This window comes from Caballeronia choica (genome assembly GCF_001544535.1).
GTDB classification, from domain to species: Bacteria; Pseudomonadota; Gammaproteobacteria; order Burkholderiales; family Burkholderiaceae; genus Caballeronia; species Caballeronia choica.
This window is the reverse complement of sequence record NZ_FCON02000164.1, coordinates 1-16,628: the sequence shown is the minus strand read 5'-3', so window position 1 is coordinate 16,628 and position 16,628 is coordinate 1. Positions and strand designations below refer to the sequence as shown.

Genomic DNA, 16,628 nt, shown 5'->3' with positions numbered 1-16,628 from the left:
TCTGGAGAAGGTGTTCCGCCGCCACAAGCGTGGCGTGGGCCGGAGTTGGCGAATGGACGAAACGTATATCAAGGTCCCAGGCCCGTGGAAGTATTTGTATCGCGCAGTCGACAAGGAGGGCAATACGGTCGATTTTCTGCTGCGTGCCCATCGTGACAAGGCCGCGGCGCGGCGCTACTTCGAAAAGTCAATCGACCAAAACGGCGAGCCCGAGACGGTGACAATCGATAAAAGCGGTGCGAACCTGGCCGCGCTGGATGCTCTCAACGCGGAGCGGGAAACACCGATCAAGATTCGCCAGAACAAGTATTTGAACAACGTCGTAGAGCAAGACCATCGGGCGATCAAGCGACCGACGCACGCGGCCCATGCTGGGCTTCAAGAATTTTCGTTGTGCCCGCATCCTGTTGAGCGGCATCGAACCGATGCACATGATCGCCAAGAGCCAAATGGAGGACCGTGGCATCGCATGCACTCGTGCCGAACAGTTCTACTCACTGGCGGCATAAGCGATCCTCACTATACTGAAGTCCGTTCGCCATCTTGCCCTTAACGCGACAAAACCCGCAGTGCGCCTCCCACCGCGCGCGGCGTAGACCCCAAGAGTTCCGCTATAAAGCGGGCGCCGGCCTAGTTGTTGCAGCGTGCCTCAAGAACATCGATAAACGAGCGGTCCCATTTCCCGGCGCGCATCGCTTCCATCGTACGGGCTTCCGCAGCGAGGACGTCGCGGGCATTTTGAATGACCAACTCGGCGACTTCCTGCGGAATGGCCAACACGCCATCCTGGTCGCCAACAATGAGGTCGCCGGGATTGACAACCATTCCCCCGACCGAAACGGGAACATTGATCTCGCCGGGGCCGTCCTTGTAGGGTCCGCGATGCGTAACGCCGCGCGCGTAGACGGGAAACTCCCGCGCGCGAATCTCGGCGACGTCGCGGATCGCCCCGTCGAGCACGATTCCGGCCAAGCCGATCGTCGCGGCATAAAAGGTCAGAATGCCGCCGATGACGGCATTGTTGAGATCCGCTCCAGCATCGATGACGAGAACATCGCCCGGTCGGCAGAACTCTAATGCCCTTAGATAAGTCAGGTTGTCGCCGCCGCGCGAGCGTGCGGTTACGGCGGTGCCTGCCATCGTCTGACCGGAGGGACGGTGATACGGACTAAGCCCTTTCGTTCCAATGTTGCGATGCATGTTGTCGCTCAGCGCGGACACGGGAATATCCCGCAATGAGGCAAGCAACTGTGTCTCGGCTTGCGTGGCAGACGGATTCTTGCGGATGGCTTTGTAAGTGCTCATGGCGGTCATTTAAACAAAAGGTAATGAAGGGTGGTCGCTGGCGCCTGGCGTTGAGGTCTTTACGCCGTTTGATGCGCTCAGGCTTCTGTAGAGCTTGTTTTCTTAGCGGTCTCCCCAAGCGCATCAAACGGTGCATCCCGCACAGCCTGATTCCTACCTCCGGTAGCATCCATCGCAATAGGCTCCCCACTCAAGACTACCGATGTCAGCGCACGGACACAAAGATCGAATCTGTCTCGCGCTAGAACGAGTGCTTATGACAGACGTCTTCCAGATGCCCGGCGCCGAACAAAAACGCTACAGGGTCGCGGTCACGCCCCCATCGACATACAAAATGTGCCCATTCACAAACTTCGACGCGTCGCTCGCAAGGAAAACAGCCGCGCCCACCAGATCCTCGACATCCCCCCAACGACGCGACGGCGTCCGGCCGATCAGCCACTTGCTGAAGGTCGCATCGTCCACGAGCGCCTGCGTGAGTTCGGTCTTGAAGTAACCCGGTCCCAGTCCGTTGACTTGAATGCCGTGCTGGCCCCAATCGATGGCCATGCCCTTCGTCAGCATCTTCACCGCACCCTTGGTCGCCGTGTACGCCGCTATATTCGGGCGGCCAAGTTCGCTCTGGACTGAGCAGATATTCACGATCTTTCCAGCGCCGCGCTCGATCATGAATCGCGCCACCGCTTGTCCGACCAGAAACACGCTATCGACGTTGGTCTGCATCAGCTCGCGCCACTGCTCGTGCGAAAACTCCTCGAGCGGCGCGCGGCGCTGCATGCCTGCGTTGTTGACCAGAATGTCGATGGGAGCGATTTCCTTTTCGATCCGGTCGATCGCGGCGCTCACTTCCGGCGGCGAGGTGACGTCGAAGCTGGCTGCTTCCGCCGTTATGCCCTCCTCTCGCAGTCGAGCGACCGCATCGCGCAGGCGCGCCTCGTTTCGGCCGTTCAGGATCACGCGCGCGCCGGCCGCTCCAAGCCCGCGAGCTAGCGCAAACCCGATGCCCGTGCTTGATCCAGTGATCAAGGCAGACCGTCCGGTCAAATCAAACATCTTGAGAACGTGGTTCAAAGCATCTCCTTATTCAAGTCGCGCACAGGCTGCGCTTTGCCAGCGTTGCCCGCTCAGGACACCGGCGTGAACTTGAGTTGATCGATCGGGGTCACCTTGTCCGTGCGCGACAGGCCATAAGGCGTCTTGGGGCCGAGCCACTTGTTGAAGATCGTGTTCATCTCGCCGCTCTGTTCGAGGGACCCAAGCGCCTTGTTGACGGCAGCAAGCATCGTCGGTTCGTTCTGGCGCAAGCCTACCGCGATCGGTTCAATCAACATCGGCTCCGGTGCGATCGCCACTGCGCCGTCCGACCCTTCGACCTGTTTCGCGATCTTGATCGCGGTCATCTGGTTCGTCACGAAGCCTTTGACCTTGCCCTGCTGTAGTGCGAGGAACGCCGAGCTCGTGTCGTGGAACGTCACGGGCTGACCGTCCTTGATCGAAATCGGAATGGATTGCGCCGACGTCGAGCCGTCCGCCGCGCTGATCTTCTGGCCGGTGAAATCGGCGAGCTTCTTCGATGCATCCGCCTTCTTGACAACCAGGACTTCCTTCGTCGAATAGTACGCGTCGCTGAATGCGACCTGCGTGGCCCGAGTCTTCGTATACGCAAGATTGGCGACCACCATGTCGACACGGCCAAGCTTCAGTTGAGGAATGCGCGCTTCAACCGCAAGCGGCTCAAGACTGACTTTCACTCCGAGTTGCTTGGCGATCGCGGTGCAAAGATCGACGTCCATACCTTCGAGCTGTCGCGTTTGCGCGTTAGGGTAGGAGAACGGCTCGACATTCGAGTACACGCCGCAACTCAGCGTGCCGCGGCTCTTGATGTCCGAGAGTTGGTCAGCATGTGCCGGAGCGATACACACGGCAATGCTGGTGAGAGCCAACATACTTGCGATAAGCGTCTTGAACTGCATGGTGAAGCTCCTGACCTTGGTAGATGAATAAAATGAAGCGAGATCGACTGGCGCTACACTGGCGTGGCGCCAAGAGATCGCTCAATGGGTTCTCAAATCGGACAAAAAGCGCTGAGCCCGCTCGTGTTTTGGACGCAGGAAGAACTCTTTGGGCTCGGCCGTCTCGATGATCTTGCCGGCATCCATGAACCAGACCCGATCGGCAACTTCGCGCGCAAACCCCATCTCATGCGTTACGCACATCATCGTCATGCCCTCTTGCGCGAGACTCTTCATGACGTTGAGCACCTCGCCCACCATTTCCGGATCGAGCGCGCTCGTGGGTTCGTCGAACAGCATGGCGGGCGGGTCCATCGCCAGCGCCCGCGCGATGGCGACGCGCTGCTGCTGTCCGCCCGAGAGCTGTCCTGGAAAGGACTGCGCCTTGTTGGACAGGCCCACGCGAGCCAGAAGGTCGGTGGCCTTCTTTTCAGCGAGTGCCCGTTTCATCCCGCGAACACGCATCGGCGACAAGGTGATGTTGTCGATCACGGACAAGTGCGGGAAAAGGTTGAACTGCTGGAACACGAAGCCGATGCGGCTGCGGTAGGCATTCAGGCTCATCTTCTTGTCGTGGATGTCCTGGTTGTCGAACGAGATGGTGCCCCCGTTGATCTCTTCCAGCCGGTTGACCGTGCGGATCAGGGTCGACTTTCCGGACCCGGAAGGACCGCAAACCACGACCACTTCGCCCTTCTTCACCTCGGCGTTCACATCGACCAGTGCGTGATACTCGCCGTACCACTTGTTGACGTCAGAAAACTTGATCATCGCAGTTCCTTTGATAAGTTCGAGGCTCAGCTTTCGCTTGCAATCGGTTCGACTAGAGGTGGTTGCTTACCCGTGCGCGGCTTGTTGGCCCTGCCGGCGCGCTTGCGCGTGATGCGGCGCTCCAGGTAGTACGCAAGTTGCGTCAGCGCATAGCACAGAACGAAGTAGCTGAGGGCAAGGATCAGGTAGACCGGGAAAGGCTTCGTCAACAGGCGGTTATTGATCTGGTCGGCCGCGAACGAGAGCTCCTGCACGTTGATGATGTAGCCAAGCGAGGTTTCCTTGATGGTCGAGACGAACTGCGTGACCATGCTCGGCACCACGTTATAGAGCGCTTGCGGCAGAATCACCGCGCGGATCGTCTTCAGGTAGCTCAGGCCCAGCGCACGCGACGCCTCGGTCTGCCCCTTCGGCAATGCCTCGATCCCGCCCCGGATGATCTCGCCCAGATACGCGGAGTCGTAAATGACCAGAGCGCACAGCATCGTGACGAATCCGGTGACCGGATAGCCCGTCAACACCGGCACGAGAAAGTACACCCAGAAGATCACCATCAGCAATGGCACTCCGCGCACCGTATAGACGAGAGCGGTGGCCGGCGCGCGCAGCAGCTTGAACTGGCTGATGCGCGCCAGCGCGACCAGGATGCCCAGCGGAAACGCGACGACCAGCGCCGAGAGCGACAGCAGGATGGTGACGACAATTCCACCGATGGGACCGTGGGGGTACTGCCCGATGAGCAGCAACGTCCAGTTCTCACGCAGGATATCGAACATGACTATTTCACTCCCGGGATGCGGTAATGTGCCGCGAGCCGAGCGCCCGCCATCATGATGACCATCGACAAACCGAGGTAGAGAACCGTCGCGACCAGATACGTTTCGAACGAAAGGAACGTCTCGTTCTCGATCTTGCGCGTGACGTACGTCAGCTCCGCCGCGCCGATCGCCATGGCAAGGCTCGTATTCTTGAAGAGCAACACGGTGTGGTTGACCATCGGGGGGATGGCGTTGCGCAACGCTTGTGGCAGCACGACGTAACGCATGCCCTTGACGAAGTTCAGTCCCAGCGCGCGCGATGCTTCATATTGGCCATAAGGAATCGCGCGCAGGCCGCTTCGGATGTCCTCGGACAGATATGCCGCGCTGCAGAGTCCGATTGCGATTACCGCGAAAATGAACTGGCCGTTGTAGTCGTTCAAAAGGTCCTGCAATCCGGCCGGCAGGATCGCCGCGATCCCGAAGTACCAGAAGAGGATCTGGACGAGCATCGGCACATTCCGGTGATACGCCACGTACATCCCCACGAAAGAAGTGGCGACGCGATTGTTGGTCATCCGGATCAGCGTGAGCAGGAGCCCGACAAACAGCGACAGCAGCCACGCGAGAGCAGTCATCGCGAGCGTGAGTTCGATACCGTGCAGGAACATGGCGCCATAGTCGCCCTGCAGCACGGTTGCCACGTCAAAATGAAGTTTCATATCGCACGTCCAGAGTGTTCAGGTGGAGCAGCAAAGCCGCTCGTCGATGCCGACCTGCATTGCGGTGCTCAGCTCGATGGCAGCATTGACGCCGGCCATGAATTGATACTAGCTCGCAAAAAAATCACCATGCAGACGCCTTTCTTCTGGTGCGATAAGCTTCGGGAATGATGCGTGGCAACGGGCGTCACAGCCCCACGGGATAAGGGTTCTCACGATTGCGTCTCCTGGTTCGCCGGCCCTCTGCGGGGCTCCTGGTCGGCTCAATACCATACGGATGGAGCCTCGGGAGAGACTCCATCGTTACTGCTGTCTTTTCGCTGTATCTTTTCAGGCAGGTGTGGGGGCAACGCCAAGCACTTGCGGGTTGACGGGGGTCGGCGGCTTTCCTGCGTTCGGGCCCACGCCCATCGCGGCGATCAGGTTATCGACGCTCAATGCAGCCATCGCCCGGCGCGTCGTGACCGACGCGCTTCCGATATGAGGCGTAAGCACGACGTTCGTGCAGGCGAGCAACTCCGCATGAACCTGTGGCTCTCCTTCGAACACGTCGAGACCTGCGGCCGCGATCCCGCCTTCCTTGAGCACCGTCGCCAACGCGGCGTCATCCACCACGCCGCCGCGCGCAATATTCGTGAGCGTCGCCGACGATTTCATTTGCTTCAGTTCCGCCGCGCCTATCGCATGATGGGAACTCGCCGAATACGGCACGACGACGATCAGGTGATCCGACTCGCGCAAGAGCGCATCTTTCTCGACATACCGCGCGCCGTATTGCGCTTCAATCTCGGGCGCCAGCGGCGTGCGGTTGTGATAAATCACCTTCATGCCAAAGCCGAGTGCGCCCCGCTTTGCGATCGCCTGGCCGATGCGGCCCATGCCGAGGATGCCGAGCGTCGTTCCATGCACGTCGCCGCCAAGCAGCATGTCGAAGCGACCCGTGGTAACCCACTTCCCTGCACGAACGAAGCGCTCCGATTCGGTGATGCGCCGGGCCGCCGCCATCATCAAACCGAAGCCGAAATCGGCTGTGGTGTTGGTCAGAACGTCGGGGGTGTTGGTCAGCAGCACGCCGCGCTCGGTGCAGGCCGCAACGTCGACGTTGTTATAGCCGACGCCTATATTGCAAACCGCCTTGAGCATCGGGCATGCGTCGAGCAGCCTTGCATCGATGCGGTCGCTTCCGGCCGTCACGGCGCCCTCTTTGCCTTGCAGGCGCTCGATCAACTCGTCCTGGGTCCAGAGCGTGTCGGAAGGATTGTCGGCGACATCGAAATGTTCGCGCAGGCGGTCGATGATGTCCGGGAACGATGCGCGGGTGACGAGGACCGATGCACTCATGTAAATCTCCTGAATTGCTCAATTCGTGTTGGGTGATGCGCGTCCGGCAGCGTCGAATGAGCGCATCGATGGGTGTCAGTTCGGTTCGCGCTTGATGGTCGTGAGGCCGCCCGGAACCTGCAGTGTCGGCAGGATTTCCATGTTGCTGATGTTGACCGCGAGCGGCGCGGCGATCGCGAAAGCAATCGCGTCGGCGATATCGGACGGCAACGGCAGTTCGAAGCCGTCGATGAATTCCTTGCGCGCGGCTTCGACGTCTCCGCTCACGTGTCCGAAGATGTCCGTCGCCACACGACCCGGGCAAATCTCCGTGATGCGCACGCGCTTGCCTGTTGCATCGACGCGCAGTTGGCGCGAGAGCGCATGGATGCCCGCCTTGGTCGCGTGGTAGATCGAGTTGCCGCCGAAGTTGTAGATCGCCGCGATGGAGCTGATGTTGACGATATGGCCGCGGTCGCGTGCAACCATGCCCGGCATGGTCAGGCGCACCAGATGCAGAACGGCTTGCAAATTGACCTCGATCTGCACGTCAATGTCCTCGGCCCGGGCGTTCAGGATGGAACCCCTGGTGGAGACGCCGGCGTTGTTCACGACGATATCGAACGGAACCTGCTCAGTGAGTTTCGTGACCGCGTCGAGGTCGCATACATCGATCGCGTGAGGGATGCAGCCCGTGCGCTCGGCGAGTTCGTTCAGACGCTCGGCGTTGCGGGCGAGCGCGTGCACTTCGAGCCCCTCGCGACAGAAGCGCTCCACGATTGCCGCGCCCATGCCGGTTGAAGCGCCCGTCACGAGTGCGGTCTTGTAGTCTGAAAACGGCATCAGTTTCCCCTTTCCTGGTTCGGTGAGTTGGCTCACAAGAAGGAATGCAACAGCCTTCGATGTGAATGTATATGTGCGCGGAGCAGAGCGCCAAGACGGATTGGCTTTGAAGCAATAAGCCCGTCTTATGGCATCAATGTCGCGCTTGATTCGACACGAGCTTCGACACGGGCACGATATGCCCTCCGGCCTCTTCGATCGCATCGCGCACCGTGCGTGCGAGTTCGACGGCGCCGGCTGTGTCGCCGTGCAGCAGGATCGACTGTGCTGCGAGCTTCAGACGCTTGCCGGTGATGGTCGTCACGGTGCCGTGTTCGAGCAGTTGGGTCACGCGTTCCAGCACAGCAACACGGTCCTTGATGACCGCGCCCTCGAGCTTGCGCGAGACGAGGTTCCCCTCGTCGTCGTAAGCACGATCGGCGAGAAACGTATTGGCTACGCGCATGCCGAGTTTGTCGGCGGCACGCTCGATCTGCGTGTTGGTCGATACGCTGACGATGATGTCGCGATCGAAATCCGCCACGGCTTGCACGAGCGGCTCGGCGAGTTCGTAGGAGGCGGCGGCCATGTTGCCGAGCGCGCCGTGAAAGCTCATGTGCGTGAGCGTCGCGCCTGCCGCTTTCGCAATGCCGGCGAGCGCGCCCATCTGATAGAGCACGTATTTGGCGAGTTCGAGTGGCTCGGCCTGGATCTGTCTGCGCCCGAAACCGAGCAGATCCGGAAAGCCGACGTGCGCGCCCACGTCGATGCCTTTCGCGAGCGCGAGGCGTACGGTCTTGTCCATGATTACCGGATCGCCGGCGTGATAGCCGCAGGCCACATTCGCCGACGATACGATGTCCATCATGGCTTCGTCCTCGCCCATGCGGTACGGGCCGAAGCCCTCGCCGAGGTCGGCGTTCAGGTCGATTTGCACGTTGTGACTCCGTTGCGGTTGTACTGGGTGTGCGCGAGCGACTTAAGCACCATCAGCGCGGTGCCATACCCGACGATCGTCCCCGGCTCGACGAGCCATTCCTCGGCCTCACCGTCGGCGGGCGCAACCACCGGCAGACAAAGCTCGGCAATCTGCAGCAGCGCCACCGTGTCCCCCGCGCGAACGCGCGAGCCGATTTCGACGAGCGGTGCGGACCTGGCCGGATGAGTCGTCAGGAACACTCCCGCGTGGCGGGCGACGACCTGGTTTGTGCGTGTCTCACGCGCGTTGCCATCGGGTGCTTCCACTGGCCGAGGCGATGCCCGGCGCACCGGCAGCTCAAGCGTCAGTCGCGCGATGTTTCGGCCTCTGCCGATCTCGATGAACCCCACGCCAGCCGACTCCAGCCATCCGGCGATCTGCCGCAGTTCACTGACCTCCAGTTCAGATTTCTGTGTCATGTCTATGGCCTGGGTGCGCTGCGATGAAGTCCGACAAGCTGACGAAGCTTGTTCACATACCACTCCACCTCGTCCAGTGCGTCGAGCGCCTCACGATAGGTCGTCTTCGCGAAACGGATCTTCGAGCCGATGCGTGCTTGAGCAAGACGCCACAGATCGGCCTCGATGACCGTGCCGATCTTCGGGTAGCCTCCCGAAGGTTGCGCATCGCGCAACTGGATGATGGGCTGCCCGCTCGGGGGCACCTGGATCACGCCGGGAACGATGCCATGCGAGCGCATTTCGAGCGGCTGACGTGGACTGAGGACGGGTCCCGAAAGGCGATATCCATAGCGGTCGCTTTGCGGCGTGACCTTCCAGCTTTCGCGCCAGAATGCCTCGATCGATGCGTCCTGATACGACTCGTATTCGGCCGCCGGAAGCACGCGCACCACCGTCTCATCCGGGCTTGCTTCGGGGACGGCCGTGCTTTGTCGCAGCGTGCACGACGGCGAGGTGACACCGAAGCCCGCGTACTCGCGCTCCCCTGATGGCGCGGCCGGTTGCAATTGAGCCACTTGCAGCACGTCGCCCTTTTGCAGCGGCCTGCCCTCGTGACCGCCAAACTCGCCTCGCAACTGCGTGCTGCGCGATCCGAGCACCACGGGAACGTCGACGCCACCTTCCAAAAGCAGATAGCAGCGCGCGCCCGTCGTCGGCACGCCAATGGTGAGCACGTCGTCCTTGCGCGCCATCAGCGTCCACCACGGCAGCACCGGCCGGTCGTTCAAGCGCGCCACGCAATCCGCACCGGTCAACGCGAAGGCGACGTCAGCCGTGAAGCGCACGCGAAACGGGAACATTGGAATCTCGATGCCCGCCGCGTCATCGTCATTGCCGAGAAGCAGGTTGCCGACCGAGAGCGCAACCCGGTCCATCGCGCCGGACGTGCCGACGCCGTAGCGCAGATAGCCTTCCCGGCCTTGATCCTGAACGGTGGCGAGCGCGGCGTTGGAAAGAACTTCGATCATCGGATGATCCTCTCGGCACGAAAACGAATCATGTCGCCCGGCGCGAGCATGGCGGGATCGGCGCGGGTCGCGTCGAAGAACGACATGGACGTGTGTCCGATCGTGTTCCACCCGCTTGGGCCGGCCGAGGCTGAAACGCCGGTCTGCACCCCGCCGATCGAAACCGCGCCGCCGGGCAGGCCGAGAACCGGTACCTCGCGGCGTGGCGCGGCGATGCGCGGGTCCATGCCGCCGAGATAACAGTAGCCGGGGTGACTGCCCAGCGCGAACACCGTGTAGAGCGGCGCCGTGTGAAGCTGCACGACCTCGTCGATCGAGAGTCCGGTATGGGCCACGACGTCAGCCATGTGCGGTCCGAACTCGCCGCCATATTCGACCGCGAGCTCGACGATCTTTCCTTCGAAGGTCAGTTCTTCCGCTTCGGCCCACGCTTCGCGCAACGCAGACTCGATCGAGCCTACATCGCGCGGAGGGCGTCCGAAAGTGAGCATCAGGTTCGACATGCCGGGCACGGCTTCGCGAATCGCCTCCCACGTTGCGGCCTTGCGGCTGAGCGCCCAGATGCGGCGCTGGGTCGGCAAGTCGAGGGCACCCGGCGCTTCGAAAAGCATCGCGGTCGTGCCGAGCAGGCTGATGCGCGGCTGTTGGTCGGTTTCAGGCTGTGTCATGAGCTTCACTGTCTCTCGCGCGAGGGATCGGCTTGACGTGCCGGGTTTCCCCGCTGTCGGCCGGACTGCTTCAATGATCGAGGTCAACTCGTTCTCCTTGCTGCGAGCCAGCGCTCGAGATGATGAATATCGACGCCGCCTGCGCGGAAACCGTCGTCTTCGAGCACGGACTGGTGCAGCGCCACGTTCGTGCGGATGCCCTCTACCCGCATCTCCGAGAGCGCGACCCGCATGCGGCCGAGCGCTTCTTCGCGGTCCGCGCCGTGCGTGATGACCTTGGCGATCAGCGAATCGTAGTACGGTGGCACTTCGGTGCCGCTGCTGAGATGAGAATCGACGCGCACGCCGTTGCCACCCGGCAATTCCCATGTGGAGACGCGGCCCGGGCACGGCATGAAGGTGAACGGGTCCTCGGCGTTGATGCGGCATTCGAGCGAATGCCCCTGCGTCGCGATGTCGGACTGCCGGACCGTCAGTGCATGGCCCTGGGCGATGCGAATCTGCTCACGCACGATGTCGATGCCCGAGGTCATCTCCGTCACCGGATGCTCCACCTGCAAGCGCGTGTTCATTTCGATGAAATAGAAGCAATCGTTCTCGAAGAGAAACTCGAACGTGCCCGCACCGCGATACTGGATTTGCCGGCATGCCTCGGCGCAGCGCTCTCCCACTTGCCGGATCAGCGCAGGGTCGATGCCCGGCGCGGGCGCTTCCTCCATGACCTTCTGGTGCCGCCTTTGCAACGAGCAGTCCCGCGAGCCGAGCCACAGCGCATTGCCATGCGTGTCGCACAACACCTGGATCTCGACGTGACGCGGGTGCTCGAGAAACTTCTCCGCGTAGAGTTCCGGCTTGCCGAAGGCGCGCCGTGCTTCCTCGCGCGTCACCGAGACCGCGTCGAGCAATTCGTCCGCGGCGTGCACCACGCGCATGCCGCGCCCGCCACCGCCGCCCGCAGCCTTGACGATGATCGGGTAGCCGATCTCCCCGGCGATCTCGAGAATGCGGGCGGGATCGTCCGGCAAGCCGCCATCGGGTCCCGGCACGCAGGGCACGCCCGCCGCGCGCATCGCGCGCTTGGCGGCGACCTTGTCGCCCATGATCCGGATCGACTCGGGTTTCGGCCCGATGAAGCTCATGCCGGCTGCTTCAACCTGCTCGGCGAAATCCGCGTTTTCCGACAGGAATCCGTAGCCGGGATGCACCGCCTGCGCGCCGCTCAGGTGCGCGGCCAGCAGGATCGCCGAGCGGTTTAGGTAGCTCAGTCCGGGCGCAGCGGGGCCGATGCACAGCGCCTGGCCGGCGAGACGAACATAGCGCGCATTGGCATCGGCTTCCGAGTGGATCACGACGGTTTTAAGGCCGAGTTCGCGGCATGCCCGCTGGATGCGAAGGGCGATCTCGCCCCGGTTGGCAATCAATACCGTTTCAAACATGATCGTTCTGCCGGGGATGCGGAAGGCTCACGCCGGAGGTGATTTGGCGGACGGTCATTGCGAGATCCGGAAGAGTGGCTGGCCGGATTCGACTTCCTGGCCCGCCTTGACCAGAATTTCCGTCAGCGTGCCCGCGAATTCCGATTCGATGGCATTGAACATCTTCATCGCCTCGATCGTGCAGATCACTTGCCCTTCGGACACGCTGTCGCCGAGTTGCGCGAAGGCCGGCTCGTTGGGCGCCGGCGTCAAATGAACGACGCCGAACATCGGCGCGTGGATGACACGCGCGGCTCCCGCGGAAGGCGCTTGCTGCGGCGCTTCTGTCGGTACGCCCGACGGCGGCTGCGCTTCGCCTTCGGCGCGCGTCGAGGCTGCGTCGGTGGATGACGATTGCGTCTTCGGCGTCTTGACGAGCCGGACGCGGTCCTCTCCCTCGATCAGTTCGATCTCCGCAAGCGGCGACTGCGCGATGAGGTCGATCAACGCCTTGATTCGCTGCAAATCCATTTGTTTGAGTCCGTGGCGCGGTTATCCATTACGGCACGCGATGCGTGCCTCGTGCCTGGATCGCGGCCCCGGATGGGAGCTTTGCGATCTTCGATGGACTCAATGTATCCGGCGCATTTACTTTGCGCCAAGATGGTTTGGCTTTGTAGCGATAAGAAGCGCTTATGTCTCGACCGGGCCGGCGGGTGCGGCGTCGAGCGTGTCGGCGGCAAGTTCGAGAAGAATGTCCTTTACCGCCGCCGCCGGCTCCGAGAGCGGAAGGTGGTCCGACAGGCAAAGCGAGAGCGGAATCTTGATGACCGGCGATACGATGCGGCACTGGATGACATCGCCGGTCGCCGCGATCACCCGGGCCGTCGACGCCGGCAGGATCGTGGCCCCAATCCCCGCGTTGACCGCCGCGGCCAGCGTCGTCGCCGACTCGATCTCGGCCACGACCTTAGGGATCATCTGTGCGCGTGAAAACCCTTCGTCGACGTACTTTCTAAGGTAGTTGTAAGGCCGGGGCAGGAGAAGCGGCACGTCCCCCAGGTCCGACACCGCGATCTGGCCGGCGGCGATCCCCATGCTGGGCGGCGCCACGAGGAACAGCTCTTCGTTCATGAGAAGCTGGAACGAGAGGCCGTGCACGGGTTTGTCGCCATACAGCACGGCCATGTCCATGCGACCGTTCATGATCAGTTCGCTCAACGTGGTGCCGAAATTCTCGTTGATGTACAGCAGGATCTCCGGATGCCGCGCTCGCACCGCGCGCAAGAGCGGCAGCGATAGCGCAGAGGCTCCGGTACCCGGTGCGAGGCCCACCGACACCTGTCCCGAGAGTGTCTGCCCTGCGCTCTTCACATCGGCTTGCGCCTGCTCCAGTTGCCGCAGGATCAGTTGAGCATGGCGATACAGCGTCGACCCGGCCTCGGTCGGCGTGACGCCGCGCTTGGTTCGTACGAGCAATTGCTGCCCGAACTCATCTTCGAGCGTGATCAACTGCTGGCTGAGCGCCGGCTGAGCGATGTGCAGGACTTCCGACGCCTGCGTCAGGCTGCCGATATCCACTGCCTTCACGAAATATTTGAGTCGTCGCAGGTTCACGTTCGCCGCCCGGGTGTCGTTCAAGTATCGAATGATAGGCGAAGCAGCGCCCGGCCAAAAGTCCACGGAAACACTACCGGCCCCGAAGTTCGAGTCCTTCCCGCCATAAGCGTCATAAGCGGATGCTATTACCCCAGCGTAAAGACGTCTTGGCGCGAACTTTTTCATGCGCTTACCTTTAGGCCTCAACAAATGCCGTTCAGGAGCCTAGCGTGAGCACATCCCGTATTGCCGGCCGCATCCAGCGCATCAAGCCCTCACCGAGCAGTGCCGCAGCAGACCGCGCGGCCGCATTGCGTCGCGAGGGAAAGACCATCGTCAACCTGGTGGTGGGCGAACCCGACTTCGATACGCCCGAGCATATTCGTCGCGCCGCGTTCGAGGCGATGGAGCGAGGCGAGACACGCTACACGGCCACGGCCGGAACGCCGGCACTGCGCGCAGCGATCGCTGCAAAGCTCTCGCGCGAGAACGGACTCGAGTTCGATCCCAGGCAGGTCATCGTGACCTGTGGCGCGAAGCACGCGATCTTCAATGCGCTGGCCGTGACGGTGGACGCGGGCGACGAAGTGCTGATTCCCGCTCCGTACTGGGTGTCCTATCCGGACATGGCGCTCGCCTGCGACGGCACGCCCGTGATTCTTCCGTGCTCCGAAGAGCAGGATTTCAAGCTCACCGCTGAAACGCTTGCCGCTCACATCACGCCGCGTTCGCGTTGGCTGATGCTCAATTCGCCGACCAATCCAACCGGCGCGACCTATTCTGCCGAGGAACTTCGGGCACTCGCCGACGTGCTGCTGGGTCATCCGCGCATCCTGATCCTGACCGACGATATCTATGAGCACATCCGATACGACGACAAGTCGGTCCGGCATCTGCTGAACATCGAGCCGGAGTTGACCTCTCGAGTCGTCGTGATCAATGGTGTTTCCAAGACCTACGCGATGACGGGCTGGCGTATCGGCTATGCGGCGGGCCCCGCGGACATCATCGCCGCCATGGACACGCTGCAATCGCAGTCGACCAGCAATGCCAGTTCCGTGAGCCAGGCCGCCGCGCTCGCGGCGCTCACGGGCGACCAGACGTTCGTTGCCGACTGCGTGAAAGTCTATGAGCAACGGCGCAATCGCGCAGTCGAAATGCTGAACCGGATTCCTGGACTGAGTTGCAAGGCGCCCGGCGGCGCCTTCTATTTGTTCGTCAACTGCGCTGGATTGATCGGTCGCACGACTCAGTCCGGCCAGGTCCTCGAGACCGACAGCGACGTGGTGCTCTATTTCCTGGAAAAGGCAGGCGTCGCACTCATTGCTGGGTCTGCTTACGGCGCGTCGCCGTACTTCCGGCTGTCGATCGCCACCAAGATCGAGATCATCGAAGAAGGCTGCCAGAAACTCCAGCAAGCCGTCCGCGAACTGACGTAACAGGCGGCACCGCCACTTCACCACAGGTAATACAGGTCGAGCGGACCATGAGAGTCCGCCGGTCGCCGCGAGGGTCTGTTTCAGTCCATTCGGCTCTACTTCGACAAAGGGAAAGAAAATGAAGAAGTCTTGTTTTGCATTACTAATTTCCGTGTGCGGCATGGGCGTGGCTCATGCGCAGTCGTCGGTTACGCTGTACGGCATCATTGATACGGCGATCCGGCTCGATACGCACGCGAACCGTAACGGTGACAAGCTCTACACGATGGGCAGCGGCGGTGAGTTGTCCGGAAGCCGCTGGGGCTTTCAAGGCACTGAGGATCTGGGCGGCGGGATGAAGGCGTTCTTCCAGTTGGAGGGCGGCTTTACGCCCAATACCGGCGTGACCCAGCAATCGACACCGAACGGCACGGCCCGTCTGTTCGGGCGCACGGCAATGGTGGGGCTGTCATCGAACTATGGTGCCGTCACGATGGGCCGGCAATACACGCTCGTGCATGAGATGGGCTACACGCACGACATCTATGCGTTCTCGAACTACACGGGGACGACCGGCTTTCAGGGCGCCGGCCTCACCGGCGGCGGCCGACTCGACAATACCGTGCGCTATACGTCGCCTAACCTGTTTGGATTCACATTGCGCGGCGCCTATACCTTCGGACAAGTGGCCGGCAACGTCCACCAGAACTCCTCACCCGCCGTTAGCCTCAGCTATGATCGCGGACCGCTCAGCGTGGGCGCGGCCTATCAGATCATCAATAACATCGGCGGCCTGACTCCAGCGAGCACCGCCTACGGAAGCACCTATTTCGGGATCACGATCCCCGACAGTTCACAGAAAGTCTTCACCATCGGTGCGACCTACGCCATCGGGAACGCCAAGATCTACGGCTCGTACATCTATAGCCACGTCTATCCCGCGGACTATCGGAACGACTCGTTTTCCGCCGCCGTCGGTTACTACATCACGCCAGCCCTCCTCGTCGACCTGCCGATTTATGTGGACTTCGTGCATCACGGCGGCTCGAGCGGTACGCGCATTACCGGCGGACCGACGCTCGACTATTACCTCAGCAAACGTACCGACGTGTATCTCGGCGTCGACTACAACCACCTGACCGGCGCGTGGACCACGCTCGCGGGCCTGCCGAATTCGAACCAGCCGTTCTTTGGCAATAACTCGGTATTTGAAGCCACTGTCGGCCTTCGTCACAAGTTCTGATGGGAACAGGCGCGCAATCCCGGCTGCGCGCCGACCAACCATTGGTTGAGCAAATTCAGCAGGGTATTGATGCCAGGAGCGTTCATGAGAATCGGAGTGCCTGCTGAAACGCGGGCGAACGAGGCGCGTGTCGCCGCTACGCCCGAGACGGTCAAGAAGCTCGTGTC

Annotated in this window: 19 protein-coding genes and 1 pseudogene; 4 read left to right on the top strand and 16 right to left on the bottom strand. The window is 61.7% G+C overall.

Features of this window, described 5'->3' with window-relative positions:
• Window positions 1-509, top strand: a pseudogene (locus AWB68_RS37090) (IS6 family transposase); the annotation flags it as partial.
• A 121-nt stretch (window positions 510-630) separates the two neighbouring features.
• Here the strand turns inward: AWB68_RS37090 and AWB68_RS37085 are convergent.
• The 6 genes from AWB68_RS37085 to AWB68_RS37060 form a co-directional block, all read right to left on the bottom strand.
• On the bottom strand, window positions 631-1,305 hold the full coding sequence (locus tag AWB68_RS37085; RefSeq protein ID WP_087649199.1) for an RraA family protein: 675 nt from the start codon (window positions 1,303-1,305) through the stop codon (window positions 631-633).
• Between the two features lie 297 nt (window positions 1,306-1,602).
• Window positions 1,603-2,358 (bottom strand): glucose 1-dehydrogenase, encoded by a 756-nt coding sequence (locus AWB68_RS37080; protein ID WP_087649198.1) that lies wholly within the window; start codon window positions 2,356-2,358, stop codon window positions 1,603-1,605.
• A 71-nt stretch (window positions 2,359-2,429) separates the two neighbouring features.
• Window positions 2,430-3,278, bottom strand: coding sequence for a transporter substrate-binding domain-containing protein (locus AWB68_RS37075; protein ID WP_087649195.1), 849 nt, complete (start codon window positions 3,276-3,278; stop codon window positions 2,430-2,432).
• Window positions 3,279-3,359: 81 nt separating this feature from the next.
• On the bottom strand, window positions 3,360-4,088 hold the full coding sequence (locus AWB68_RS37070) for an amino acid ABC transporter ATP-binding protein (RefSeq protein ID WP_087649194.1): 729 nt from the start codon (window positions 4,086-4,088) through the stop codon (window positions 3,360-3,362).
• Between the two features lie 26 nt (window positions 4,089-4,114).
• Window positions 4,115-4,864 (bottom strand): amino acid ABC transporter permease, encoded by a 750-nt coding sequence (locus AWB68_RS37065; RefSeq protein WP_087649193.1) that lies wholly within the window; start codon window positions 4,862-4,864, stop codon window positions 4,115-4,117.
• A 2-nt stretch (window positions 4,865-4,866) separates the two neighbouring features.
• The gene (locus tag AWB68_RS37060; RefSeq protein WP_087649192.1) at window positions 4,867-5,568 is read right to left on the bottom strand and encodes an amino acid ABC transporter permease; all 702 of its coding nucleotides are present in this window, start codon (window positions 5,566-5,568) and stop codon (window positions 4,867-4,869) included.
• On the opposite strand from AWB68_RS37060, the gene AWB68_RS47330 reads away from it, so the two are divergent.
• A complete protein-coding gene (locus tag AWB68_RS47330) occupies window positions 5,557-5,739 on the top strand; it encodes a hypothetical protein (protein ID WP_125483166.1) in 183 nt (60 codons plus the stop codon). The genes AWB68_RS37060 and AWB68_RS47330 overlap by 12 nt on opposite strands.
• Window positions 5,740-5,898: 159 nt before the next feature.
• Here AWB68_RS47330 and AWB68_RS37055 read toward each other — a convergent pair whose 3' ends face one another.
• The 9 genes from AWB68_RS37055 to nac form a co-directional block, all read right to left on the bottom strand.
• Window positions 5,899-6,909 carry a 2-hydroxyacid dehydrogenase gene (locus AWB68_RS37055; protein WP_087649191.1) on the bottom strand — a complete coding sequence of 337 codons (1,011 nt, stop codon included), beginning with the start codon at window positions 6,907-6,909 and terminating at the stop codon, window positions 5,899-5,901.
• A gap of 75 nt (window positions 6,910-6,984) precedes the next feature.
• Window positions 6,985-7,731, bottom strand: coding sequence for an SDR family oxidoreductase (locus AWB68_RS37050; protein WP_087649190.1), 747 nt, complete (start codon window positions 7,729-7,731; stop codon window positions 6,985-6,987).
• Between the two features lie 133 nt (window positions 7,732-7,864).
• Window positions 7,865-8,647 carry a LamB/YcsF family protein gene (locus tag AWB68_RS37045; RefSeq protein ID WP_087649189.1) on the bottom strand — a complete coding sequence of 261 codons (783 nt, stop codon included), beginning with the start codon at window positions 8,645-8,647 and terminating at the stop codon, window positions 7,865-7,867.
• Window positions 8,632-9,108 (bottom strand): acetyl-CoA carboxylase biotin carboxyl carrier protein, encoded by a 477-nt coding sequence (locus AWB68_RS37040; RefSeq protein WP_087649188.1) that lies wholly within the window; start codon window positions 9,106-9,108, stop codon window positions 8,632-8,634. The genes AWB68_RS37045 and AWB68_RS37040 overlap by 16 nt, the downstream gene beginning before the upstream one ends.
• 2 nt (window positions 9,109-9,110) lie before the next feature.
• Window positions 9,111-10,118, bottom strand: a complete 1,008-nt coding sequence (locus AWB68_RS37035; protein ID WP_087649187.1) for a 5-oxoprolinase subunit C family protein — start codon at window positions 10,116-10,118, stop codon at window positions 9,111-9,113.
• The gene (pxpB, locus tag AWB68_RS37030; RefSeq protein WP_087649197.1) at window positions 10,115-10,786 is read right to left on the bottom strand and encodes a 5-oxoprolinase subunit PxpB; all 672 of its coding nucleotides are present in this window, start codon (window positions 10,784-10,786) and stop codon (window positions 10,115-10,117) included. Before pxpB ends, AWB68_RS37035 begins: the two co-directional genes overlap by 4 nt.
• Window positions 10,787-10,869: 83 nt before the next feature.
• Window positions 10,870-12,222, bottom strand: coding sequence for an acetyl-CoA carboxylase biotin carboxylase subunit (gene accC / locus AWB68_RS37025; RefSeq protein WP_087649186.1), 1,353 nt, complete (start codon window positions 12,220-12,222; stop codon window positions 10,870-10,872).
• Window positions 12,223-12,276: 54 nt separating this feature from the next.
• Window positions 12,277-12,732, bottom strand: coding sequence for an acetyl-CoA carboxylase biotin carboxyl carrier protein (gene accB, locus AWB68_RS37020; protein ID WP_087649185.1), 456 nt, complete (start codon window positions 12,730-12,732; stop codon window positions 12,277-12,279).
• 162 nt (window positions 12,733-12,894) lie between these two features.
• Entirely contained in the window at window positions 12,895-13,818 is a 924-nt protein-coding gene (gene nac, locus AWB68_RS37015) for a nitrogen assimilation transcriptional regulator NAC (protein ID WP_087649196.1), read from the bottom strand.
• A gap of 212 nt (window positions 13,819-14,030) precedes the next feature.
• On the opposite strand from nac, the gene AWB68_RS37010 reads away from it, so the two are divergent.
• Both AWB68_RS37010 and AWB68_RS37005 read left to right on the top strand, forming a co-directional pair.
• Window positions 14,031-15,239, top strand: a complete 1,209-nt coding sequence (locus AWB68_RS37010; protein ID WP_087649184.1) for an aspartate transaminase — start codon at window positions 14,031-14,033, stop codon at window positions 15,237-15,239.
• Between the two features lie 118 nt (window positions 15,240-15,357).
• Window positions 15,358-16,461, top strand: coding sequence for a porin (locus AWB68_RS37005; protein ID WP_087649183.1), 1,104 nt, complete (start codon window positions 15,358-15,360; stop codon window positions 16,459-16,461).
• Here AWB68_RS37005 and AWB68_RS50050 read toward each other — a convergent pair.
• On the bottom strand, window positions 16,449-16,628 hold a 180-nt coding region (locus AWB68_RS50050; protein WP_235028709.1), incomplete at its 5' end, for a hypothetical protein. The two genes, AWB68_RS37005 and AWB68_RS50050, sit on opposite strands and share 13 nt — an antisense overlap.